The following is a 25,227-nucleotide window of genomic DNA, read 5'->3' on the forward strand; positions in this document are numbered from 1 at the left end:
AAGAAAGCTACTTTGTTCTTTGTTGTAACTTCTTCATAATGTTTACAATTATCGTAACATACATAGCCAATAAAAAAATCATCTCACCTCTAATTATAGAGGTAAGATGATTTCAAATTTTATTTTAATTTTACAAACCACATTTTAATTGCGCACCGCAGTTTGTACATGTGTTACAGCCACCCATTTCTTCGACTGTTCCTTTGCGACATACTGGGCATGTGTTCCCTACATCTGAGCCAATAACGGTAGTAGACTCAAGTGCTTGAATCGTATCAACTAATACGACTGGACGCTTTGTGTGCTCTTCCACTAATTCTTCTTCAAATGATAGCTGATCCATATCATTTTCTTCCGCTTTTAGTGTAAGAACTTGTGAATCACGGCTACCATCAACATAGACCGTACCACCTTTTGCGCCACCTTTATATAGACGCTCGTATACTTTTTCTACTTGTTCCACTGTATAGCCTTTTGGTGCATTCACCGTTTTGGAAATCGATGAATCAATCCATTTTTGGATTATACATTGTACATCCGCATGAGCCTCTGGTTTTAATTCCATTGCCGTTACAAACCATTCAGGCAGCTGATCTTCAGATGCTTCTGGATGACGGTCTAAGTATTCTTGCACGATCTCTGCTTTTACTTCAATAAATTTACCAAGTCGACCAGAACGGTAATATGTGAATGAGAAGTATGGTTCAAGACCAGTTGCTACACCTACCATTGTGCCCGTAGAACCTGTTGGTGCTACCGTTAATAGATGCGAGTTACGAATACCTGTTGCTAAAATTTGCTCTTTAATATGTGCTGGCATTTTTTGCATAAAGCCTGTTTCCGTGTAGGCTTTACGTAAACGTGCTGTTTCTTCCTCTGTTGCACCTACTAGGAATGGGAAGCTGCCACGTTCTTTTGCTAGCTCTGTCGAAGCCTCATAGGCCGTTTCTGCAATTGTTTTAAAGATCTCATCGACAAGTGCATTGCCCGCTTCTGAGCCGTATTCTTTTTCACAATAAATTAATAAATCGGCTAAGCCCATTACCCCTAGACCTACACGACGCTCACCAAGAGCTTGTACACGATTTTCCTCTAGGAAGTATGGTGTTGCATCGATGACATTATCTTGCATACGCACACCAACACGTACTGTTTCACGTAATGCTTCATAATCAACTGTTTGGTCTTCTTTATTGGCAAACTGCGCTAAGTTAACAGCTGCTAAGTTACAAACGGAATAAGGCGCAAGTGGTTGTTCACCACATGGGTTCGTCGCAACAACACTTTGACCATACGCTTTTGCGTTTGTCATTTCGTTGGCATTGTCGATAAAGAAAATCCCTGGTTCTGCAGAGTATGTTGCACATACGTTAATTAAATTCCACAGATCTTTTGCTTTAATCGTACGATACGTGCGTACTTTGTAGCCCATCTTCTCCCATTCACGCACGTCTCCAACTTTATGCCACTCACTATTGTAAATAGCCATTTCTTCTTTTGAATATTCTTCAACGGCAGGGAAACGCAGCTCAAAATCAGCGTCCGCTTCAACAGCTTCCATAAATTCTTTCGTTAACGTAACAGAAATATTAGCACCTGTTAAAAACTCTGGGTTATGCACAGTGTACGTACCACCGTCACGCAATTTATTTTCCGCTTCACGGATAATGCCGCTATCGAATCCGCCTAATCCTTCGATGCCTTTATAATTAACAATGCCTTGATACATTGCTTCTTCTTGCATTGTAAGCGGCTTAAAGTTTAATTTTTCTTTCGCTAGACGAATAATCGTCTCATCTGCTGTATTTTCCATAAGGTATCGTAAAATACGTGGATTTTGCATTTTTGAAATAATAAATTCCACGATATCAGGATGCCAATCTGCCAGCATAATCATTTGTGCCAATTCCCTTGCGCGGGTTCGTTACACCCACTCTCTATGTCACCATAGAAGTTGAGACCATATCTTACACCTTATTAGATGTCCTCGCACTTCGGAGTGACTTCACTCCTACTCTACTCACTTCCGCTATCCTAGCGTGTTTTCGATGGTCGTTGAACCTTCCTCATCAATAGAGGCTTGGCTGCTGATTGTCTTTATCCCACCACTATTTTTAGCATTCACGCTTACCGTTTCCAGTTACGTTGTAGCTAGCAGTGCATTTATAATGCGCATTTTTACATTTTCAAAATCATTATTAATCTCATCTTCCCAGAAACGGAGTAATGTAAAACCATTAGCTGCTGCAATTTGATTTTTTTCAATGTCCCTAGCTTTTATTCGCCTTTGAACTGAACAAAAAGATGAATAGAATTTCGGATTGCCATGCCAAAAATCTCCATCACATTCAATAAGAATATTTGTCCCTACTAAATTAAAATCAAATTGTGCTCCCTTGAGTATAAAGGAATATTTATAGGGAATAGATTCTTCAAGCAAGAAATTCTCAATCGTTTTTTCAATGCTCGTTTTTCTATATGTTGCTTCCTCTAGTTGTTTCAATGCAGCTTGTCGAATTTTTTCAATGGTTTCTTCACTATATATACCTGTCTTGCCGCTATTCCAAGAAGGAGTTCCATTTAACTTCCTCGTTTTTGCTGTTTTAGAAATGATTTTTTCAAAATGAATTTTCTTTTGCTCAAAAGACATTTTGTTATGCCAATTCCCTGTATTTTGTGATCTTAGTTTACTTGCACAGTCTTTACTACAAGTTTTTGTCTGACGATGTTTTTCATCGAACAGTTTTCCACATATTACACAAGTTAAAGGCTCACCTTTTCCTCGACAGCTTCTACTACAAAATTTATTTGGAACGCCTCTTCTTAGTTTTACCATGTTATTACATAAAATATATTGGCAAGTTACCATTTCTTTAGGATAAAAATAAGATAATAAATAATCATCTAATGATAAATTATGCTCATTTTTTAAATGAGCCGTAAACCAACCTTGTTTATTATGATTAATTTTAAATCCACATATTAAACAAGTTTGGGGTTGCTTCGCATCATAAACTTCCATATTTTTCACCTCGATTAAAGTGATAATATTTCAGTCAAAGAGATCCCAGCAATTCACGAGGTTTGTTATCGCAGAAGCACTCAAATTTTACATACCTCTGCGCGACCCACCTTGTTCGACAAGGTGAGTCAGTTTGGCAATATCATCTAGCCATGATACAGAACCTGAAGATTTGCCGTTCACACCACGTGCTAATGTATTGCGAGGTCGAAGTGTTGAACCATTCGTTCCTACACCACCACCACGGCTCATAATTTCCATTACTTGCTTACGGTGATCACTAATACCTTCACGAGAATCTGCAACAAATGGCATAACATAGCAGTTAAAGAATGTTACATCTGTTTCTGAACCTGCTCCATAAATGACACGACCAGCTGGTACAAATTTCAATGATACAAGCTGTTTATAAAATTTTTCAAACCATTCTTGGCGTTTTTCAGCCGTTTTTTCTACTGAAGCAAGTCCTGTTGCATTGCGTTTGGCAATTTGCTCATAAAAAATTTCAAGAGGCTTTTCTAGCACGTCAATTGAACGTGTGATCACACCTGTTTCTTGTTCTGTTGGATCATCTAGTGCGCTACGGTAGTCTTCCTCAATCAAAATGTCCGCTGTTTTTGAAGACATATCAATACGTTGAATTGTTCCTAAACCACGTGCGGGGAATTTTGGATCTGCCTTAACCGTTAATACGACGAAATCACCAGCTTTGAGTGTTTTCTTTTCCGTATCTTTAAACGAGTAGCGATCGATCATCACAAGTCTTGAAACACCTTTATGCGTAATGTGCATATCAGGCGTCACAGGGTGAACCTGTGGGAATTGCTCAATATCTTTGTTTAACTGTTCAATTTGTTTGTTTACATCGGGTTGATGATTTGTAAGTACCATCGTTTTGCCTCCCCTACAAAATTAAATACACAATATCATGTGTTAGTGAACACTACATATTGTGTATGTCGCTTTTAAAAAGATACTATATATAGTTTTATATTTCAACTCTTGCAATTTCGAGTAGTTTGGTTACTGCTTGCCATTACAAGGTTTAAACGGTGAAAAAATATTTTTCTTATACCATATTTTACTTTTTAAAGTTCCAATCATCATGCGCATATTTTTTTTCTTCTAACGCATGCACATATTTTAATTGCTCCTCAGAAAGTGTAAATGGTTTTAATTCAATTTGCAACGATTTTGCAAAACCATCTCGAAATGCTTCCACACATTGTTCAATCGTCACTGGTTCTTTTACTAAACTATTAATAGCGACTGCCTTTTCTGGTAGTTTTTTGCGCATACGTTCTTTTACCGCATCACTTGAAAAATTAAAAACAGATAATAGCTTTTCCTGATCAAGATCAAGTAAAATGGCACCATGCTGCAAAATAACACCTTTTTGACGTGTTTGTGCACTACCTGCTATTTTTTTACCTTCTACAACTAGCTCATACCAACTCGGTGCATCAAAGCACACCGCACTTTTCGGTTGCTTCAAATCTGCCCGTTTTTCCTCTGTATCAGGCACACTAAAGTAAGCATCCATGCCTAAATTATGAAAGCCCTCTAATATCCCTTCACTTAGCACACGATATGCCTCTGTCACGGATTCCGGCATATTCGGATAGCTTTCGCTAACAATCACGCTATATGTCAACTCATGTTCATGTAAAACTGCTCGTCCCCCTGTTGGTCGACGAACAAAACCTAGGCCTTGTTCACGAACTGCCTCTAAATTAATATCTCTTTTTGCTTGTTGAAAATAACCAATCGATAATGTCGCTGGCTCCCACTCATAAAAACGTATAACTGGAGGAATTAAACCCTCACTATGCCAATCAAGCAAAGCCTCATCTAGTGCCATATTAAAAGAAGGACTACATTTTCCTGAATTTAGAAAATACCAAGTTGTCATTACGTCATCTCCTACATCTATCAATCATTTCTAGCCACAATCTAGTTAATTTTATCAAACTCATTGGACTATCGCTAGCGCATCTTTTATAATAATAAAGAAGATAGAAAGGGGTAAGAAGAAATTGGATATACTTATCACAATTGGTGTCGTTTTAGTAGTGCTTATTGCATATATCGGAATTAATGCAATGCGACTAAAAAAAGCTGTAACCAACCTAACACAAGAACAATTTATTGAAGGCTATCGTAAAGCGCAGTTAATCGATGTGCGTGAACAAAAAGAATTCGATGCAGGTCATATTCTTGGTGCACGAAACGTTCCTTCTACAGCATTACGTCAACGTTATAAAGAAATTCGCCCAGATTTACCAGTATACTTATACTGTCAAAATACAGGCCGTAGCGCACGTGCTGCTCTTTACCTTAAAAAACGTGGTTACAATCAACTCTACCAGTTAGAAGGCGGCTTCCGTAATTGGACTGGTAAAATTAAAACAAAAAAATAATAAACAACGCGAATACAATAAGGCAAATGCGACTATTTTAACTAGTCCTTTTTTCTGAGGAGCAACTACGTGATTAGATGCTGCTATTTCGCACAAAAAAGAATCCATCCCCATGCTTGGTGATGGATTCTTTTTGCTAATTTTCAGAGTTTCTTCTATATAATAGTAGTTGTCTAACGACTAACTTTATCATGCGTCTCTTAGCGAGTTTTTATTGTGTCATATTTGTGGATTTTCACAAGCATCGTTGTCCTACTTTCTTGTTCAAAAATTTTTAATATTAACGACAACAAAAATAGTTCAATGGTATATTTTCCAACCGTTATCCCCTATTGAGTAATTTTTTAATGATTATTTAATATATATCGGTTTAAGCTTGTCTAACTGCATACTATGTTTCCGATAGCGCATCATATAGAGTGCTGTGAACAAGAGTAACAAAATCCCAAAGCCAAGTGCTGTAGTTGTTGATGCAAACTGTGTCATGATGCCTGAAAGAAAAGAAGCGAACATTGCAATTAATCCACCTAATACATATGTTGCGCTACGAATTCTTGAAAGTGCTTCATCTGGCGTCACACCTTGATGAACAGCTGCTTGTATAACAAATGCCATAGATAAGGCACCATCAAAGACAAACATCCCTACACAAGATAACCAAAAGTTCGTTGTAATGGAGACAAGTAGGATACCGGTTGCTGAAATACTAAGTAGAAAACTTAAAAATGGAATCCAGTTAGGGTTTTTCAACCATTTTAAAATAACGACTCCTACAATATTGCCTACACCGGCAAATGATAATAATACCCCGATACGTTCAGGTGATAAGTTTAATGTATGATTGGCATGGATCATGACGGTTAAGGGGATAAAAACCGTGGTAAAGCCTAACACACAAATGGCAAGCGTACTAATGAGTTGAGAAGCGTTTGCAAAAAGATAAGTAAAGCCTTGCGATGTACGTTTTAAAAAATCTTTTATCTTGTCCATCATTGTTAAATGTTTACTATGCTTTTTAGGAATCGGTTCTTCATAGTGAATCGTGTAGATAAATATGAATGCAACAACTGATAGCATGCTACATAGTAGTAAAGTATAACTAGCTCCCATCTTAGCAAATAAAAAACCTGCGAGCATCGGCCCGATCAGCGTACTGATTGCATCAGCACCTTCTATACTCGTATGGGCATGCATTAAATTTTGTCTCCCGGCAACGGCTGGAATCATTACATTAAATGCCGTGCTACTTAAAAGGCCTAAAACGCCTATTAAAAACAATAAGAGCGCGATAAAAAGGCTGTTAATGGACTGTTGAAAAACGAAAAAAGCTAATACAAACAAACAGATGGTGGTAAGAGCATGGGCCATAATCATAACTGTCTGTTTATTTTTTCGTTCCATCCAAGTTCCTACAGGCATCGCCAATAAGATGACGCCAAGCTGTTGTGAAAGGGCTACCAATCCTACTATTAATGGGGAATGCGTCATCCCTAAGACTAATAAAGGAATCACTAACTCTCTCAATCTACTACTTAAAATCGAACATAATTGTGATAACCACATGGAAAAAAAGCTGCGGTTAATAAACAAGTATTTCATTTTCGTATCCTCCTATAACAAACAGTTGTTTTATCCTAAGGATTAAACCCTCTCACGAAGACACCAAACTCAATATAACATCTATTTTATTTTATGTCATTTTTTACCTAAAATTAAAACGTACTCATTAGCCGAAATACTCTATGTTTAAAATTACTATCTTTCGTAACAAATTACGTAACCTAATCTTCATTTTTCTTTTTTGTTGTAAACTACAAAAAAATTCCCCTTGAATTATTTCCTTGTCATTGATAGGATAAATAATATCTTAAAATAATTTATAAATGAAGCGATGAATGCTATGGATCAAACTATAGCAGGAGCATTTCTGGAGAGAGCGCAAATTGCGTCGCCGAAGGGTTCACTATCTCAGGCAAAAGGACAGAGGAGTAATATCAACTTTCATCATGAAAGCTATACCATACGAATGTTGTATTTATTTTTAACGAACCGAACTTTCGAACATGGGTATTGTTATTCTGACGTTTACGAGACTAGTGTCGCTACTAGTCTCTTTTTATTTTCCAGTTACCGCTTCTACGCAACCTATGGGGGAATGAACGTGGAACAACGACAATTAAAACGTGATTTAAAAAATCGCCATGTGCAACTGATTGCCATTGGGGGCACTATTGGTACAGGCTTATTTTTAGGTGCAGGTAAAGCGATTGCTTTAGCAGGACCTTCTATTATTTTGGCTTATCTTATTGTCGGAACAGCTTTATTTTTTGTTATGCGCGCGTTAGGAGAACTATTACTATCAAACGCTGGCTATACTTCCTTCACAGATTTCGCGACAGAGTACATCGGCTCTTGGGCAGGCTACGTCACTGGCTGGACTTATTGGTTTTGCTGGATTATGACCGCAATGGCAGACATTATTGCCGTTGGAGTCTACATAAACTATTGGTTTAATATTCCGCAATGGGTACCTGCTATCGGCTGTCTAGTCATTCTATTATTTCTCAACTTATTGACTGTCAAACTATTCGGAGAACTCGAATTTTGGTTTGCCCTTATTAAAGTTGTCACAATCGTTGCCCTAATAATTATCGGAGTATTCATGCTATTTACAGGCTTCCAAACAAGCTCTGGCACAGTATCAATAAATAATCTTTGGGCACATGGTGGACTGTTCCCTAACGGCATATATGGCTTCCTAATGGCTTTCCAAATGGTTGTCTTCGCTTTTGTTGGGGTCGAATTAGTCGGTGTTTCTGCAGCGGAAACGGCCGATCCAAGGAAAAATATCCCTTCAGCCATTAATAAAATCCCACTCCGAATTTTACTATTTTATATCGGGGCATTAGTCATTATTTTATGCATTAATCCTTGGTACGAAATGTCTGCAGCAAGCAGTCCTTTCGTACAAGTCTTTACATTAGCTGGCATACCGATCGCAGCAGGTATTATTAATTTTGTCGTCCTGACCTCTGCCGCATCAGCGGGTAATAGCGGTCTATTTTCTACCAGCCGTATGCTTTATAATCTGGGCCGTCAAAATCAAGCACCCGCTTCATTGGCAAAACTAAATAACAACAGTGTCCCAAGTAACGCACTTGTTGTTTCGGCCATTGTTGTCTCTGTCGGCGCACTACTGAGTAAACTAATGCCCGAAAACGCCTTTAACGTCGTGACAACAATTAGTGCCATTTGTTTTATTTGGGTATGGAGTATAATTTTAATTTCACATATCATTTATAAACGTAAAAATCGTGCACTTCACGATGCATCGATTTTCAAAGCACCATTGACACCGTTTGTGAACTATTTAGTACTCGCTTTCTTCGCTTTTTTATTAGTGATAATGTTGATTTCTGAGGCGACAAGAACTGCTCTGTTGCTAACACCAATCTGGTTTATTGGACTTTTCATTCTATATAAACGAAAAAAACATCAACAATAACCTGCACCGCTTTGAATATTGTGCTTGATATAGCCACGGTAAAGACGCAATCGCTTCACATTGCGTCTTATCTTTTATTATCAGCACTTCCCCAAATCCCCAACGCTACAATACAATGAATAGCTGTAAAGCTGATATTACTTCACAGCCATAACCCATTTACTTGTACACGCTACATTGAACTTTGTATCTCCTTAGCATGCTAAACTAGCGTTATGCTACCTTTAAGTCAAACGATAATTGTTAGCACTTCAACAACAATTCCCCCTCTCACATACTTCATGTCTCACAATGCAAAGTAGAATAAAATCAAAAAATTGATGATCAATTCGACTGAATAATATTCAGAAAAAATAGTATATTATCATTTATTTTATTATTGAAAATTTTCTGCTATTTTTTTATAATATCTCTAAGAAATTGGTTGGGGGTGATTTTTATGCTACCAGCATTTCGTAATGGCGATCGTTAAGCCTTTCGTAAAACCTATATGGTTAATTTAGAATACATTCCAATGAGACAAAACAGGAAGGATTTACATTCTTTCTGTTTTGTTTTCAATCTTAAATGGAGGTATATTTCGATGACTCTATTAAAAATAAAAAAGACTTTACAACCTTTAATAGTAGAGGAAAAAATAATCTTTGGTTTTGGTCAAGATGGAATAGAACGGTCAATCGAAAAAAGTGAACTAAATATTGATATTTTAAAAGTACTAAATGGTGAGAAAGAGCGTGAACAATTAACAATAAGTACAGAAGAATTTAATAATAAAGTAAAAGTGCTAAAAGATTTAGGTCTACTTACTATCAATGATTATGATAAACAACATAAATATTCACGCAATATTAACTTCTTCGAATGGATGGATATTTCAAATAACATAGACCCTTCAATTTATCAGAGAAAATTAAATAATGCGCATGTTTTAATTGTTGGTCTAGGTGGAATTGGGGCCAATGTATGCGAAATCTTGGCTAGACTTGGTATTCAAACATTCACGATCATTGATAATGATCAAATAGATGAATCAAATTTAACGAGACAGGGTACATATTTTAAAGAAGATATAGGAAAAAATAAAGTAGACATCGTTGAAAAATATATAAAAAAAATAGATTCAAAAATAAATGTAAATAAAATAAATAAATATTTAGCTACCAAAAATGACTTGCAGGAAATTTACAATAAATATAACTTTGATATTTCGATTTGTTGTGCAGACACTCCAAAGCACAAAATTGACGTATGGTTTGATGATTTATCAATAGCGTTTAATAAACCTTTTATTTCAGGTTCATATGCTACTACAGTTATCAACACGTTTTGTATGTATCCAAATTTAACGATTACAAGCTCTGAATTGTATGGAGAGCAAGGTGCACCAAGAGAACAACTTTTGGAAAACATTACATTCCCGACAAGTGTTATAGCACCCGTAACCTACATGGCTGCAGGCTTAATTTCCTATCAAGCTTTCAGCGTTATTACACAATTAAATTATAAACCTGAGGCAATTCAAATCGATTTATTTAATTGGGATGTATATAAATATGACCTTAAGAAAAAATAACAACTTTATTTACTTAATTTTCGGGAGAGTAATAACCAATTTTGGAGATAGCTTATATACTGTTGTTTTAGCCTATATAACCATCTCTCTATATAATTTAGGTGCAGATGCTTTGGCTCTCTTCGGATTAATCGCCTTTTTCCCCTCATTAATTAACTTTGTCTTTGGATCTTTCATAGATAACTGTAGAAATAAAAAAAGCCTTCTAATCACTTTTGAAATTGTTCAATTACTAGCTATCACAGGCATATTATGCACAGTATTCTTTAGATTCGATATACTATTCATTTTCATATGCCATTTTATATTTTCATTTGCAAACACATTGATTTATCCCGTACAATCCAGTTTTATTCCTCAAATTCTACACCATAAAAAAACAGATATCGAAAAATCTGTTTATGCTATGAATATTACAAATAATACCGTTGATATAGTATCTAATTTTTTATCATCAATCATTCTTATATATATGTCTGTCATCAGTATACTCATACTTGACATGTTTACGTTCATCCTATGTATTGCACTATTCTTAAGAATATCTGTAAAAAATATTGGCTATACGCCACCTAAGAACAATCATCTTCAAGAAAAAGGGAATGATAAAAATGATATTTTGTTTGCCTTTACATATTTTTGGCAAAAAAAAACACCGTCACGAATTGTTGTTATGGAAGGTATCTTAAGCGGTCTTACCACGATGGTTATGCGTATTGTTGGTGCTTATCTTGTAATATTAAATATTGGTGTTGAATATTTAGGCGTCCTTTTAGCTATCCAAAGAGGATCAGAACTTGTTGGCGTATTTCTCTCAAACCAGATTAGAATGCCTTTTAAAAACTTTTTCATGATTGATTATCTAGTATCAGGCGTTGCGATTACAATGATAGCTTTCATAGATAGCATAGCTATAAAAACCGTACTCTTCGCCTTAACATTCGTATTAATTGGTATGTCAGGTACAGTTTATGGAAAAATGATCTATCATTTTTATGAATATCAACATATTGGTAAAGTGACTTCTGTAATCAATACCGTTTCGTCCTTTGCTATTGTCACATGTTTGTTAATACCTATGATTTATGATAATGTAGTAAATTTAATCATCATAACAGGTATTATTACAATTATCTTTGGTTTATATCTTCTATTTTTCAATAAAACAAATGATTCTTTAGAAAGGATGACATAGCTTATGTCCTCTTTCCTTGGCAAGGATATTGCAAAAACCACGGTTAGGATCGTTCTCGTTTGATTACAATGAAGCGAGGAAAGTAAAGGAAAAATAGAGAATATAAGAAAAAGGGTTAGCACTGTTAAACAGTGTCTCCCCCAACTGCAATTAAATTCATAAAGAATAAAAAATAGCGTAGGGAAGCATTTGTGCTAATCTACGCTATTTGTTGACCTTTTAAAAAATCGTCATATTCCATTCATCTGTGAGATGCTTGAGTAATTTTACTCCCGCAACACTATTTCCGATGTCATCAATCGCAGGTCCATAAATACCGATACCACAACCTGCTGGAAAAGGTGATTCTAATCCTGCGTGACTTGGAACAGCCGCAACAATAGCACCAGAAACTCCACTTTTAGCAGGCAAGCCAATAAAGGCAGCGAATTTACCTGATGCATTATACATACCGCATGTCACCATTAAAGCTTTGGCCATCTTTGCCACTTGCTTTGGAAAGAGCTGTGTTTTTGTTAGTGGATGATAGCCGTCATTTGCAATCACTAATCCAATCATCGCTAAATCTGAAACATTCACTTCAATGGCACATTGTCTCAAGTAAACTTCCAACGCCTCTTCTACAGGGCAATCTAAAAAGCCCGAGTCCATTAAATAATATGCTAATGAGCGATTACGATGAGCCGTGTGCCATTCCGATTGAAAAACACCTTCATTTACCTTTAATTGCTTACCGACCATTTGCTCTAAAAAAGAAAGGATTTTTGACACTTTCTCCTGTGTTGAATTTCCAGCAAGCATCGATGAAACTGTAATAGCCCCAGCATTGATCATCGGATTAAATGGTTTGCCTGGTTGATGGCTTTCTAGACGAATAATCGAATTGAACGTATCGCCTGTAGGCTCAACATCCACTCGTTCTAACACATAAGGTAATCCCCGATCCATACACGCTAATATAAAGGTCACAACTTTTGACACACTTTGCAAGGTAAAAAGTTCTGTTACATCCCCACCGTTTAGTTCTTCGCTCGTCGGTCCAATAATCGAAATCGCCAATTGTTGCGGATCTTTTTGAGCTAATGCGGGAATATAGCTGGCACATTTCCCCTCTTGGGCAAATGGACGAAAATCCTCCACCCACTTTGCCATAAGAAGTTTATGGGCATTATCAAAATTGTTGTTTGTATGATTTGTCAGCATTGTGTTATTCTCTCCTCTTTAATCACTTGCCGTTCTATATATTTCTTTAGCTTCTACAATTAGCAGAAGATTATCAATAAATTGCACCACTACTATGTCGTGCTATTCATCTTTATTGTATCCGTAAGATTACGATTTTCAAGTAATTAAAAATAAGTGTCATTTGGCTAAGAAAAAACCCCGAATATGAATATTCGGGGTACACTTTTAGAGATCGCTTGGATACATTTTATGATACAGAATTTCTAATTTTTTTGAAAGCTTCGCATAAGCATTTCGCCAAGCTTTACGAGCAGCTTCATCCCCTTCTGTAGCAGGATAAAGCGCATGCACATCAGCGACTTTTTTCAAGTCACTTTCTGCCTGTGTCAGCTTCGAAATATTTTTGACTACACTTTTTTCAGAAGCACTCAAACTATCATACTCTACTCGAATGTCCTTTACCGTTTTCTCTAAATCATCAATATATTCGCCATTTTTAAGCAGTGAATTGATGGATTCAATTAATTGCAATGCCTTTTCATTCGATTGTTGTAGTCCTTGCTCTTTATCAATGATTGCTTTTCGGATTTCTGCACTAACTAAAGTCACTTGTTTAGAAGAAAGCTTTCCAAAAGCACTAATGACAGTTGTAGGATTACTCATAAATGATTTTTCATACTGCTTCAGGAATGACTCTACTTTCTTCACATCGTTTACTGCCGCAGTTAATATCGAAGCATTCGTAATACGTTTTTTATCCGTAGCGCTTAACTTATTATATTGGGCCGACAGCTCCATAATTTTTTCTTTTGGCACTAGATACTGATCATTAGCGATCAAATGAGCAATTGCCTCATCCAATGCTGTGATGTCTGGGGCAGTGCCATCGACTAAACGATTGTTCAGTAAATCTTCGTATTGCTGTTTCGCTAAATGCTGTTGGTTGGCAGGTAGTTTTGCATAAGCCGTCTGGATTGTTTGAATTTTTTTAGCCTGTTTTGTAGCATCTGTTTCTTCTCTTGCCGCTTGCACTTTTTTATGGAATGATTTCACGCCTGAAAGGTCTTTGCTAGCCGCTGTTAATAAATAATAATTTGTGACATACTTGCGTGCTGGTGAAGATAAGCTTTTGTATGTTACGGTCGCTGCATTAACAGCCGTTTCGAATTGTGCAAATGTAAAGTTCGTAACGTCTGCAAACTTAGCAACAGTTGCCTTTAACGTTTCTGCTGCTGCTTTATCAGCAGGCTCCTTGCCGTTATCAACGGTAACATTGGGCGAATTCAATAAAAAATCATCTGCATTATAAACGAGTGACTGTTGCAAGCTCGTTAACTTATTATAAGATTTTAACGTATTCGTATAGCTTGAATTCAGCTTATTGCCAGCCACACCTTGTACCTCTGACAGCTTCTTATAGGCATCCATTTCTTTTATCACTTTATCTGCCGTTTTTAAATCCTTTTGCAACGTGACAATGCGATTATAACCAATAATTTTGGCAGCGGAAGTTTTCGTTAGTCCTTTGTATTCATTAATGATACGGTTAACAATTGTAACATGACTTTGCCAAGTTTCTGCTGTCAGATTGATTGGATACATATCATCAGCATCCCCTACATAGTTGGCGATTTCTGTATTTAAACTTTCGATTTGAAGATTTTCAGCATTTTCCGCTTCCAGCAATCTCGTAACGTAATTAGCTGGCACGAGTTGTAATTGTTTATATGTTAGCTTTTCATAAGCCGTACGTATCGATTTTGCTGATGTTACTTGTTTGCTCGGTGTATTATTGGCTGACAGCTTTTCGAATTGTTTAATAAACTGCTCAACTTTTTTTATATCTTGCTTCGCATCAGTTAAGATTGATTGATTTTGCACAGTTGGACGATAATTTTGAGATAATTTTGCTATATCCTTTTCGATTGTTTCAACTGCTATTAGTAATAATTGGATGTTAGTAGGGACATACTTGACAAAGGAATTTTCATAGGCTAGTAATCCAATAATTGCTTGATTTAATCTTCTTACTTCCTTGAAGTCATTGATATCTGTTGGATCTTTCAAGATGTTTTTAATACTTGTATATAATGCATCATCAACATCTAAACTGCGTTGTAATAAATCCAATTTATTATAAGTGTCATCAATTTCCTTTAAATATTGGGTTAGATTCTTGACCTCAACATCATTAACTTTATTTACCTTCTCATTTAGCTTCTCGATAACCTCTACATCCACAAGTGCCTGCTTCAACACGCTATAATTGGTCACATTTGCTTTTGCGGGTGCCGATAATGCTTGATACTTTGCATCAATCGCCATTACTTCCGCTTTAAATGAAGCCAAATTAGAAATATTATAGTGATGGTCAGTTTTTAGTAATGTATTAATTTCGTTAATCATTGTATTCGTTGGTTCATTCGATATCGTCATCACTTCAGAAAAATCGGATTCTACCATAGCCGCGCCAACTTTTGCTTTAACTTTTACCATAATATCTTTCATATTTTCTTCCAAAGCATTTTTAGGGACTGTATATGTACCGTTCGTTGCTCCATCAATAATTGTGAAGGAATCACCAACTTTATAAAACCATTGGTAGCTATATGTAATTTGATCACTTTTTAATTTTGCGCCTGCCTTATCCGTAACATCGGCAGAAGCTTTTACCGCTTCCCCTGGCACGATATAATTTGCAGAATTCGGAAAGACCGGTTTAGTAATCGCCAGGTCAAGCGTATTAATTGTTTGTGTCGCACTCTTATAGCGATTATTAGTCGTTGTAATAGCTTCTACATATAGCGTTTTTCCAGCGGCCTCAACTGGTATTGTGAAGGATGCAGTCGTTGCGCCAGGAATCGGTTTATTCGTCACACCATTCGCTCCGTCTTCTAAGTAATACCATTGATAGCCATTGACAATTGAATTAGCAGGTAAATTTTCGATAGAAGCTTTCAAAACTTCGTTCACCTTGTTTTGACCTGTCACTGTCACTTCTGATGCCGCTGCTCCCGCTATTGTTGGGGCAATAAGAACTGCCGGAATAGTAGCAGCTACTGTAATAAATAATTTTTTATTCAATTTTTCTACCTCCTCTATCCATCTATTTATATATATCGGCCATAATCCGATATTTTCCTTTGTTTTCTACAATCTTTCAAAAAGGTGCCATTTAAACAATACGAAATAGTACTATATTGAGGTGTATTAGATAAAAAGAAGCATAAACGGTAATCCTTCATTTATGCTCATCTCATTCGTTTACACTGTTTGCTTGGAATACCCCCTACAGGATGCCGTTTATGTTTAACCATAATGACTATGCATGGAATAATGCATTAACTAAAATAACAAAGCACTTGTTGCGTTATAGGCAGCCAAGTGCTCATTTAGAGGTGTTTTATTTTTTTTGAAAAAACTAATGGTAATTTTTTACCAATCTCTTTCTCTTAAAGCTTCTTCAATATCTATATCAATCTCGAAATATTGTAAAATCTCTTCTACTGTAATTGCGATGGCATCGCGTGCAACGGTTTCAATTTCACTTTCATGCTCATAAAACTCATCCTGTAGTTCATTAATGGCTAAAGTCATTTCATCTAACTTTTCCTGAACCGCTTCAAGCGATTGATTGCCTTCTTCAAGAAAATCAACTACTTTTCGAATGTTCAATTGAATTTTATCTACTAAAAACGATGGATAATAAGAATCTTCGTACATATCCAATAAATAGTTGAAATCTGAGTCAAGTTTTTTCACCATAGTTCCCCCTTTTTTGGTTGTAAGATTATTGCTACACTTTTAAGTATGTTACACAAAGTAAAATTACTACAATTTTACTTTGTACAAACACCAAATAACTAATTATTTCCCTCGTTTAGGCTAACAGCGGAACCAAGCTCATGTTAAAAAAACGGCTTACATCTGCATTATTTTAGTCCCTTTTTCTAACAAAACTTATTAGATAATTGATTAACCATATAAGTAATCAATAAAATTATCAGCGTATTCCTCTTTTTTTAAAATATTAATCAAAGATGATTTTAACATTTTTATAAAATCATCGTAGATATCAAAAGTTTCTTCATCCATTATCTCTCCTTTGAATTGTTTATGTATTATTTCTAATGTCACCGAAAGAGCATCTAGGAAGGCCGAAAAAGAATCCGCGATAGGAAATAATGCACTCGTTTCATAACTTGCAAAAACAGGTGAATGTTCTTGGTTTGTGACAACGACAATCGGATCATCATCCTTATCCGCAACGACAAGCCAATTGGGGTCCCAATTTGGATTTTCTCTTTTTTCGGTTCCAATCCATCGAAACCCTTCTTGCCTACGAACCAATTTATCTGCTGGATACAAATAAAGGGGGCTAATCCCTAAATCAATATCTGTACAATCTAATGGAGAGCCATCAGGACGGACATTACAAATGATTTCACAATGTCGATAAAAGAATATTAATTCCGGAGAAAGATAGATTTTTTCATCGACATGAAGATTTGCTAATTTTGACCTATAACGTACGCCACCATTTTTGTTAACTGGTTCTTTTGGATATTCATCCATTGCCTGTATGAATTTTAATACTGAATTTTCTAGTTGTTTCATAAAAAATGCTATCCTTTCGTTTAAATATATTGTTGCTTGATCTTTGAAGATTTACGAACATAACACCATCCAAGCCACTATATAAATACGCACAAAAATTTAACCTAATTTTACCATAAAACTAAAAAAATATCATTCGTGCTACAATTGCTCTATATTCACTCAATCTATAATACTTGCTAATTCCTTTCTGGACTAATTAATATTACATTCTTTGAATTGCGAACCTCTAAACAATTGTATTTTTGATTTAAACCCTCAATTGTCTTGCCATATTTCATAAGTGTGATATTTTCAATCATTAAAAAAGGTAATTTATTCAGTTTATCTCTCATATCGCGAATTGAAATTTTTAAATTTAAAGATTTTCTTATTTCCATCATAAATTTATTTACTTCAATTGGTTTGCTAACTACATAAACTTTAACCTCATCTATGAAATCAAGCTCATCTGAAGTCAAATTATCTTCAGCTATTATTGGATCATCTTCTAGCCAACTAAACAAATCAATATCTAAAGAATTAAAAGATAATGACAATGCCCCCAAATCTTGATAGAAAACGTTAAGGTCGCCATTCTTTTTTATAAACAATCCTCGCCCCCCTCCATCATCCCCTATCAAAATATATTCGGGTGCGTAACGACTTACTTCATACAAGCTGTTTCTTTCAGTTGCGATATCAAGGCCATAAATATTAATTCCGTTTTCAAATGAAACTTCACTATACGATTTCCAAAACTCAATCAATCTTGAAGGTAAGATAGTTTGAAAATGACTATTGATTTCATGTGCCTCAACATTTCTTTCTGTTTTAGTGATGAAAAGTGTCGACTTAAAATGTATATTCATTTATTTCCTCCAATTCAAAGTGACCTTGCCCGTTGGTTTCGCTAGCTATTAAGACTTATTTTCGATTTTCCCAATGTAAATGCTCACCAATCATTATTTTTGATAATATGGCGCTGTCATCATAATAAAGACGGAAATCCATTTGTTTATACCAACTTGTAGCGTATGTTGATATTTTCTCAATTCTATTATCTTGCAAGTAGTCCACTCTAACATACCAGTTATGCGGTGGTGTAACTGAAACATAGTACACTAAACCTTTTTCCTCATATACATGGCAAAGAGAAGTTAATCTAGAGTTAGTAGGATTAGACTCATAAATATGCGCATTAACGATTACTTTTTCATCATTTATATAATCTACATATCGAATGTTTTCTCCAAATTTCGATATATCTTTATTATATTTTCTACTCTCTAAAAGAACATTACCTTCATGATCCATGCCATAGGTAACTAAATTTTTCGACTCAAAGTTAGCCTTACTAGGTTTAGAAAGAGGCTTCCCTTTATTCGTAGAAATAACGGAAGGGATTAAATCCTCAAATGGCATTAAATCTTTCGTAACACCTAAAGAATACGACCATTTAGTAATCGTGCTCTTTAACTTAAGATAGTGTTGAAAAATATCATTTGAATAACATGTAAAGTGTTTCGATAACTCAGATTTCTTTAATTCAATTTCTTTATTATTACATATATCCATTATTTACTTCCCTTCGTTGGTTTCACAAATGGTTCGTGACTAACACCATTCAAAAAATAGGCGAATTCAAGAGATAGTAGCTTATTAAAGATTCCTTTTATTTAGTTAATATCAAAGTACCACTCTAAAAATTCATTAAAATCGCTCCACTGTGGATTAAATTTACCTTTAATCATTTCATTAATTTCTAATTCATTTACATAATATATGCCTTGATTCTGCTTATCGTATAAAAAAATTGAGTCTCCGCTTCTATTACTAAATGGGATATAATTTTGCGGTAGATTTCCTCCAGGTCTGTTTCTCCACAGAGAATTTGTTAAAGCTTCAAAATCACCACTATATATTGAAAACCAGCAAATACTAATCAATTCAGGACCTTTTGTTGTACTAAATGTGCACTCTGTAGTAAATCTCTGAAATTCTGCAAAACTAGAATGAAAAGGGATAGCTAGATTACTTATGACACTGTCGTATTCTTTATCTTCATCCGTTACTAACCATCCTTTATTTAAAAGAAACGTTCTAACTTTATCGTTTAACATATAAAGTCATCCTTTCAAAGTGTTCTCTTTCTAAATAAAAACCTTGATAGAAAACTATTCTATCAAGGTTTTCAAATATTATCCATTACGAAACTGAGGCAGTTTTTTTATCCATTTCAATACAGTTTGTTCCATAACGTTTCGATTTTTTTAAAAGAGGTTGTTAAATCAAATGAAAATTCCCCTTAATAGAGTGTTAGTGCTAACAAAACAAAATTAATTATATAACTGGAGGAATTTAATTATGGCAACAGCTAAATATTCACGTTATGAGTACAATGCAACTACTTCTATTTCTCGTGCAAATATTGGTGACATGAGTCGAGCTCAAGAGGCATTCATCAATTATTGGCAAGGTAAAGTTTCAAAAGCAGCATTAACAACTACCTTAGGGGGACTTGCTACTACTGCTTTAGAAAAAGTTTTTAATAAAACAACTTATACAGCTATTCCTTCCTATCTTATATCCGCATTAACAAGTGTGAATGAGTGGGAAAAAAATGAAGTCTTACGAGTAGCCGAAGAAGGTGATTCTCAAATAAATAAACTATTAAGAATCTTCAATGATAATAAAACTTATATTTCTATTACATTTAGAGTTAACTATTTGGCATTTAAAAACCTGGCGACAGGGAACACTGACTTCACTATTGTTCAAGGAAATATAATTCCTATAAGAGTTCTTACATCGAGTGGCGGTTCAATTCCTTTGTAAAAAGATGTGGGATAAAGAAAAAGTGTTAGATTGACTAAAGTCAATCTAACACTTTCTTTGCTGTGAACTTTGTTGCCCATTTCGGCGGTGCTTTCCGCTCTGATTACCCTCATCATATGCTGTGCACATTCTGAGCAGGAGTCATCGCTTTTGCTATTAGCAGAAATTCATCAAAATCAATATATCTCTATAAAATATTTTATGATTTTGAATCAGCCTCTTTTTTTACTATATCAAGGAATTTTTTAAATTCCTTTTTATTTTGTATTTCATAAGTTTTGTGATTATAAGTTAAGAGTCCATTTTCACTAAGATAAATAACATGCAAATCGTTGTTGTAATAAATAATCATAGAAAAGCCAGTGTAAGTAAAAGTAGAGCTAGTTCGTTTTATTTCTAGTTTTCCTAGTAAATTTAGGAGAGTCGGGAATACAGTACTATCTTTTTTAATAGTTTTAACGTTACGCTCTGTATCTATGATACTAATATCATGGGTTACTTCTGCTAAAGAATCTGTATCGAAAAAATCTTGTACAAGATTTTTCGTTCTGTATTCATTAAAAAAATATAGTGAGACCATTGCTATTAACGAGAAAGCCATAATAAAACTTATATTTTTCTTCATTTGTAACAACCTCCTATATGAAAATTTTAAAATTTCCAGTTCTTTTTGTCAAAGTAGGTTGTTAATTTTTTGTTTTTTATAAGTTGGGTTGTTAAGAGCTTTGCCAGAAACCAGCATTGACCTATCCTGTTTCATTATACTTATAAAAATATAATGCACCGTAGATAAACACATAATCCTTTCTGATCAAAAAATTTACTTTACATCTTTAACAGTAACTTCATACATTTCTTTAACATTCGAATCCGCCGGTACCAATGCGAAATAATTTTGATCATTATTTAATATAAATTGAACTAACTTTGTTTTTGTATTCCACTCATTTTTCATACTTGAAAAGTAACCATCCAACTCTTCTTCTTTATAATCTAATTGCACTATATATCCTTTTTCGACCATGGCAAAAACAATTAAACTTCCCAAGAGATTTTTTTGCTTATTTTCTTCTTTATAATCTTGAATTAGGAACCAAATTTGGCCTAACCCTATCGTTTCTTTGTATTTTTCGTAGAAACTACTATCATCCATACCCTCATAATCATGTATCAATTCATTGACAAATGCGTGCCACCTTGGTGGAATTACCTTTTCCAATGTAGGATTATTTTCAATTCCCGCTATTATTTCAAGCTCCTCAACCTCTTGTTTATTGTCGTAGTCGCTTAGGGTAATTGGTTTAAATTTCATTGAATTTTTGTAATGTGCCAAATCATATGGATAGTGGTTATTATTTACAAGGCTTGTATCATCAAGTTCGAGTATCTTCGCTAGTGCTGCAGATTCAAAGCTCCAAAACCCTACATATCCAGGCTCCTTGTGTGCATTCTTCCATTCGTAATCATAATGACCTTTAAACCATTCTTTCTCCATATACGTTTGTAATTTTTTAGACGCTTCCTTCTTATCCGTTTGTGCAAGTTCAATAATTTCTCTTGTTTTTGCATATGGATTTTCTTTATAATATTCATTGGTGATTTTAGTAGGTCCAACTTCACTTGCATATAACAATAAGTCAATTACAGAATCATTGATATTTTCTTTCTCTACTACCTTATTTAATCTTTCAAAACTATTTTTATCAGTTTCTAATAATATTCCTAAGGAAACCATCCAAAGCAAATTTATATATCCAACTTCTCTTTCTCCGATCTTCTCCAAAGAACCAATAGCATTCTCATAATCCGCTTCAATTGTACTAATATTTTCCCCTAAGGAGTATTTTGCTATAATATTCTCTGACGCATATATAAAGTTCCTTAAATATCTTGCTTCAATAATACTTTTATTGTCATTAGGGTTTCTTTGAATACCATTTTTTTCATCTTCTTCTAAACTTTTTATATCCTCTCTATTATCTTCAATAAACTCTTTATTATATTCTATTCCTTCTCTTAATTTATCTTCTATACATAAATGATCTCTCATTCCATTTGTTTCCTCCTGTCTTCTAAATTATGGCCATTCCCCCATAATGTTGCCATCTGCGTCTATCCTATATGTTTTAACATTTCCACTACTATCTACTTTTGATAATACTCTTTCAACTTTACCATCCTCCAAAGCATTAGTAATCTTTGTAGCTAAACGTTTATCTCCCTCAACAGCTTTCAATATTCTACTCTTTCTGGATTTCGTACCTGTCAACCAATCGTTTGACATTTGTGGTCCATCTTTCGTTTTGCCTAATTGGGAGCTACCAAACTTCGCTTCATCAATTACATATTTAATTTTTGATTCTGTATTTGCATTTTCATATAATCCATCTATCCCTTTTACTATTTTATCATTGATGCTAGTTGGTGCCCCTCTACCTATTGGCTTTAAATCATATCCAGCTTCTTTTATACTTTGGTTGTTTAATAAATTATCACTTGAAATTATTTCACCAAAATTGCCTTTTTGTTTGTTAGTAGCTTTATCTGCATTAAATTCGTCGACGCTTACTTTTTTAGGTTCACCATTGGAACTATTCGACGGCTTTGAATTCGATGCTGGTGTATTTTTCCCAACTGTTCCCGCGGATTTATTAGCGTTTTTAACACCTACGGCTATATCCTTCGTTGCATTAGCACCTTTATTTATCCACTTTCCAGCTGTTGCTGCATTGCCCGCCACTGGAATCATTGCTGCAAAGGAGAGGCTAGCGTTCAATTTGTCGCCCCTTGCCGCATAAATAATGCCATTCAAGCCATCCGCTACTTCTCCAACAACCGGGATGAGCCCTGCGAGATCTAGTCCTACTTGGAGCGTATTTAACAGATTTTTAGGTTGTACGGCATTTTTTACTGCTTTGGTCGTTGCTTTTGCGGCTTTTTTAACTGTTGGGAGTACTTTCTCTTTGATTACTTGCTTCGTCTGTTTGACTGCGGTCTTTATCTGTTGTTTGGCTTTCGACACAACCGCCTTTGTTTTCTGAACAGCCTTTTTTGTTGTCAGTACAGCTTTTTTTATGGCACTCTTTGCCCGTTTGACTAGTTTACTCTTAGACAAACTATTTTTCAGCTTGCGTGCTTTGGTAAAAAATTTACCCCACTTTTTCTTTTTCTTCTTTTTTTTCTTTTTCTTCTTTTTATCAGATTTTCGTTGTTTCTTCTTCGTGGAGCCTTTTTTACTGGAAGATTTTTTAGCATTCTTCCCTTTCGACCCTCCGCTTTTTCCTTTTTTCTTACTGCTCGGAGAGCCTACTTTTGGAATCATTCCTAACAAGCTTCCTGCTAAACCTAATAGACCCATTAGGCATCACCCCCACCAACAGGGATCATGCCCATTACATCTAGGGCTGATTCAAGGTCTGCGTCCTCTTCCTCTGGAGCAATTGACACTGGGGCTTTGATAGAGCCTTCCATTGTGACAACCTGTCCCTGTATATCCGTATTGCCATCAAAAACAATACTACTTGAGCCGCATGTGAGACGCATCGATTCAGCAGCACTCATGGATATACGCTTGCCTGCAAAGGTGATTGTATCATTCGCCTTGACTAGCAAGGAAGGAGTGCTTTGCACGGTAATGCCACTATCTTGATGGAGCTGAAGAAAAACTGCCCCATCCTTAGCAGTAAATGTCACGGACTGAGGGTCTAGCTTCATTTCCTTTCCTTTTGGCGTCCCCCAGTAAGACGTTTTCGGATCAGCCGTTTTTGGGTTACTATCGCCACCTTTACGTACACTATGACGAACAACCGCTTCTTCCGCCCTATATGTCGGGAAGCTAAGATGGACACAATCGCCCTCCTCTGGCGGACTATAAAAACCACTATGTCCCTCTGCGGAATAAGATGTCGCTAGGGGAAACCACGTTGCCTCTTCCTGTTTTTGTGTTTCATCAATACAAAGGTGTAATCGTACTTGATTCTTTTTGACCTCTAATACTGTTCCTTCAATCGCTGTACCTGGCAATAGGTGAATACTTTGTCTGTCTTGACGTATGCCTTTTTCGAACAGCAGATGATATTCATAAGTAAGGATGCCTTGCTTCATGCGGGCGATGGACTTCGCTATGACAAGCTCCTTGTCTTGGAGTTGAACGCGATCACCAAGTTTCAACGTTTTTTTAGATTCTATGACGTAAGCTACTGTTTCCTGTTCTTCAATGGGCCACTCGATGTCGTTATGCTTTATATGTAAAAACTTAGAGCGATCCTTTAAAATTGTATAATTAGCCACCGACAACTTTTCTATGCGACCTTCCGGTAAGCCGAACCAAAATTTTGGGTTATCAGCATCCACTGCTGCAACTAACACGGTACGGAAATGGGAAGCCATACGCTGTAAAAATTGCCAATCGGTCTCCTTATATTGTAATATAAATTGCTTGATTGGAGTAGCATTGGTCACAGTATCAATAGCATCTGCACCTGAATAATCCTCTAATACCTTTTTTAGCATAGCCTGATACGTCATCTTATCATGTTGAAAAGAGCGATATTTTTCTTTACAGTCCATGGAAAATGTTAAAGAAACTGCTTCTAGTTCAATTTGATATACACCCATTACCATGCGTATAGCCAGTTCTGTTACCTGCCCTTTAAAAAGTGCCTGCTGTCGTTGCCCTTTACGCTTTTGATAGAGCTCAATGCGATCTGAACTACTGGCAAGCTGCATACAACTATCTTTTTGTTGTGCTGGGATAAATCCTGTTATTAATAACCTTGCATGGTCATTCACCGTTTGGGTTAACGTGAGATTATGCAACGTTTGGATTTCATAGGGGGATACGAGTTCAAGCTCACCGTATCCGATTACTTCCTCGTACGTGTTCACATGAAT

General features: G+C 35.5%; 20 protein-coding genes, 1 pseudogene and 1 riboswitch. Of the genes and pseudogenes, 5 read left to right on the forward strand and 16 right to left on the reverse strand.

All coding sequences use genetic code 11. The features are described from left to right. Positions 1–130: 130 nt before the first annotated feature. The 4 genes and pseudogenes from ACKVEV_RS08250 to ACKVEV_RS08265 all read right to left on the reverse strand — a co-directional run bounded on the left by ACKVEV_RS08250 (position 131) and on the right by ACKVEV_RS08265 (position 4,934). Positions 131–1,906 (reverse strand): vitamin B12-dependent ribonucleotide reductase, encoded by a 1,776-nt coding sequence (locus ACKVEV_RS08250; protein WP_409369918.1) that lies wholly within the window; start codon positions 1,904–1,906, stop codon positions 131–133. Positions 1,907–2,140: 234 nt separating this feature from the next. After that, positions 2,141–3,022 carry a DUF559 domain-containing protein gene (locus ACKVEV_RS08255; protein ID WP_409369919.1) on the reverse strand — a complete coding sequence of 294 codons (882 nt, stop codon included), beginning with the start codon at positions 3,020–3,022 and terminating at the stop codon, positions 2,141–2,143. 93 nt (positions 3,023–3,115) lie between these two features. Beyond that, positions 3,116–3,913: pseudogene (locus ACKVEV_RS08260) on the reverse strand (ribonucleotide reductase N-terminal alpha domain-containing protein); the annotation flags it as partial. Between the two features lie 190 nt (positions 3,914–4,103). Next, entirely contained in the window at positions 4,104–4,934 is an 831-nt protein-coding gene (locus tag ACKVEV_RS08265) for a biotin/lipoate A/B protein ligase family protein (protein ID WP_409369920.1), read from the reverse strand. A 124-nt stretch (positions 4,935–5,058) separates the two neighbouring features. On the opposite strand from ACKVEV_RS08265, the gene ACKVEV_RS08270 reads away from it, so the two are divergent. Beyond that, positions 5,059–5,442 (forward strand): rhodanese-like domain-containing protein, encoded by a 384-nt coding sequence (locus ACKVEV_RS08270; RefSeq protein ID WP_409369921.1) that lies wholly within the window; start codon positions 5,059–5,061, stop codon positions 5,440–5,442. A gap of 351 nt (positions 5,443–5,793) precedes the next feature. Here the strand turns inward: ACKVEV_RS08270 and ACKVEV_RS08275 are convergent, their stop codons facing one another. Next, entirely contained in the window at positions 5,794–7,041 is a 1,248-nt protein-coding gene (locus tag ACKVEV_RS08275) for an MFS transporter (RefSeq protein WP_409369922.1), read from the reverse strand. 318 nt (positions 7,042–7,359) lie between these two features. Next, positions 7,360–7,436: riboswitch (glycine riboswitch) on the forward strand. A 167-nt stretch (positions 7,437–7,603) separates the two neighbouring features. On the opposite strand from ACKVEV_RS08275, the gene ACKVEV_RS08280 reads away from it, so the two are divergent. The 3 genes from ACKVEV_RS08280 to ACKVEV_RS08290 all read left to right on the forward strand — a co-directional run bounded on the left by ACKVEV_RS08280 (position 7,604) and on the right by ACKVEV_RS08290 (position 11,715). Further along, positions 7,604–8,947 carry an amino acid permease gene (locus ACKVEV_RS08280; protein ID WP_409369923.1) on the forward strand — a complete coding sequence of 448 codons (1,344 nt, stop codon included), beginning with the start codon at positions 7,604–7,606 and terminating at the stop codon, positions 8,945–8,947. Positions 8,948–9,530: 583 nt separating this feature from the next. After that, positions 9,531–10,520 (forward strand): ThiF family adenylyltransferase, encoded by a 990-nt coding sequence (locus tag ACKVEV_RS08285; protein ID WP_409369924.1) that lies wholly within the window; start codon positions 9,531–9,533, stop codon positions 10,518–10,520. Then, complete coding sequence (locus ACKVEV_RS08290; RefSeq protein ID WP_409369925.1) at positions 10,501–11,715, forward strand: MFS transporter; 1,215 nt, start codon at positions 10,501–10,503, stop codon at positions 11,713–11,715. The genes ACKVEV_RS08285 and ACKVEV_RS08290 overlap by 20 nt, the downstream gene beginning before the upstream one ends. Before the next feature lie 219 nt (positions 11,716–11,934). Here the strand turns inward: ACKVEV_RS08290 and ACKVEV_RS08295 are convergent, their stop codons facing one another. The 7 genes from ACKVEV_RS08295 to ACKVEV_RS08325 form a co-directional block, all read right to left on the reverse strand. Then, on the reverse strand, positions 11,935–12,918 hold the full coding sequence (locus ACKVEV_RS08295; RefSeq protein WP_409369926.1) for a glutaminase: 984 nt from the start codon (positions 12,916–12,918) through the stop codon (positions 11,935–11,937). Between the two features lie 207 nt (positions 12,919–13,125). Next, on the reverse strand, positions 13,126–15,984 hold the full coding sequence (locus ACKVEV_RS08300) for a hypothetical protein (RefSeq protein WP_409369927.1): 2,859 nt from the start codon (positions 15,982–15,984) through the stop codon (positions 13,126–13,128). 351 nt (positions 15,985–16,335) lie between these two features. Next, positions 16,336–16,665 carry a DUF5713 family protein gene (locus ACKVEV_RS08305; RefSeq protein WP_409369928.1) on the reverse strand — a complete coding sequence of 110 codons (330 nt, stop codon included), beginning with the start codon at positions 16,663–16,665 and terminating at the stop codon, positions 16,336–16,338. 210 nt (positions 16,666–16,875) lie between these two features. Next, positions 16,876–17,517, reverse strand: a complete 642-nt coding sequence (locus tag ACKVEV_RS08310) for a hypothetical protein (protein ID WP_409369929.1) — start codon at positions 17,515–17,517, stop codon at positions 16,876–16,878. A 179-nt stretch (positions 17,518–17,696) separates the two neighbouring features. After that, on the reverse strand, positions 17,697–18,368 hold the full coding sequence (locus ACKVEV_RS08315; RefSeq protein WP_409369930.1) for a hypothetical protein: 672 nt from the start codon (positions 18,366–18,368) through the stop codon (positions 17,697–17,699). Between the two features lie 55 nt (positions 18,369–18,423). Next, positions 18,424–19,074, reverse strand: coding sequence for a hypothetical protein (locus tag ACKVEV_RS08320; RefSeq protein WP_409369931.1), 651 nt, complete (start codon positions 19,072–19,074; stop codon positions 18,424–18,426). A gap of 101 nt (positions 19,075–19,175) precedes the next feature. Beyond that, complete coding sequence (locus tag ACKVEV_RS08325) at positions 19,176–19,619, reverse strand: hypothetical protein (RefSeq protein ID WP_409369932.1); 444 nt, start codon at positions 19,617–19,619, stop codon at positions 19,176–19,178. 244 nt (positions 19,620–19,863) lie between these two features. Between ACKVEV_RS08325 and ACKVEV_RS08330 the strand changes: the two genes are divergently transcribed. Next, the gene (locus ACKVEV_RS08330; RefSeq protein ID WP_409369933.1) at positions 19,864–20,334 is read left to right on the forward strand and encodes a hypothetical protein; all 471 of its coding nucleotides are present in this window, start codon (positions 19,864–19,866) and stop codon (positions 20,332–20,334) included. Between the two features lie 199 nt (positions 20,335–20,533). Here ACKVEV_RS08330 and ACKVEV_RS08335 read toward each other — a convergent pair whose 3' ends face one another. From ACKVEV_RS08335 to ACKVEV_RS08350, 4 genes are all read right to left on the reverse strand, one after another. Then, positions 20,534–20,959, reverse strand: a complete 426-nt coding sequence (locus ACKVEV_RS08335) for a hypothetical protein (protein ID WP_409369934.1) — start codon at positions 20,957–20,959, stop codon at positions 20,534–20,536. Between the two features lie 195 nt (positions 20,960–21,154). Next, on the reverse strand, positions 21,155–22,384 hold the full coding sequence (locus ACKVEV_RS08340; RefSeq protein ID WP_409369935.1) for a PoNi-like cognate immunity protein: 1,230 nt from the start codon (positions 22,382–22,384) through the stop codon (positions 21,155–21,157). A 27-nt stretch (positions 22,385–22,411) separates the two neighbouring features. Beyond that, entirely contained in the window at positions 22,412–23,692 is a 1,281-nt protein-coding gene (locus ACKVEV_RS08345; protein WP_409369936.1) for a hypothetical protein, read from the reverse strand. Beyond that, the gene (locus ACKVEV_RS08350) at positions 23,692–25,221 is read right to left on the reverse strand and encodes a contractile injection system protein, VgrG/Pvc8 family (protein WP_409369937.1); all 1,530 of its coding nucleotides are present in this window, start codon (positions 25,219–25,221) and stop codon (positions 23,692–23,694) included. The genes ACKVEV_RS08345 and ACKVEV_RS08350 overlap by 1 nt, the downstream gene beginning before the upstream one ends. Positions 25,222–25,227 lie beyond the last annotated feature (6 nt).

It is taken from the genome of Lysinibacillus sp. 38-6 (genome assembly GCF_046245175.1).
Classification (GTDB): domain Bacteria; phylum Bacillota; class Bacilli; order Bacillales_A; family Planococcaceae; genus Lysinibacillus.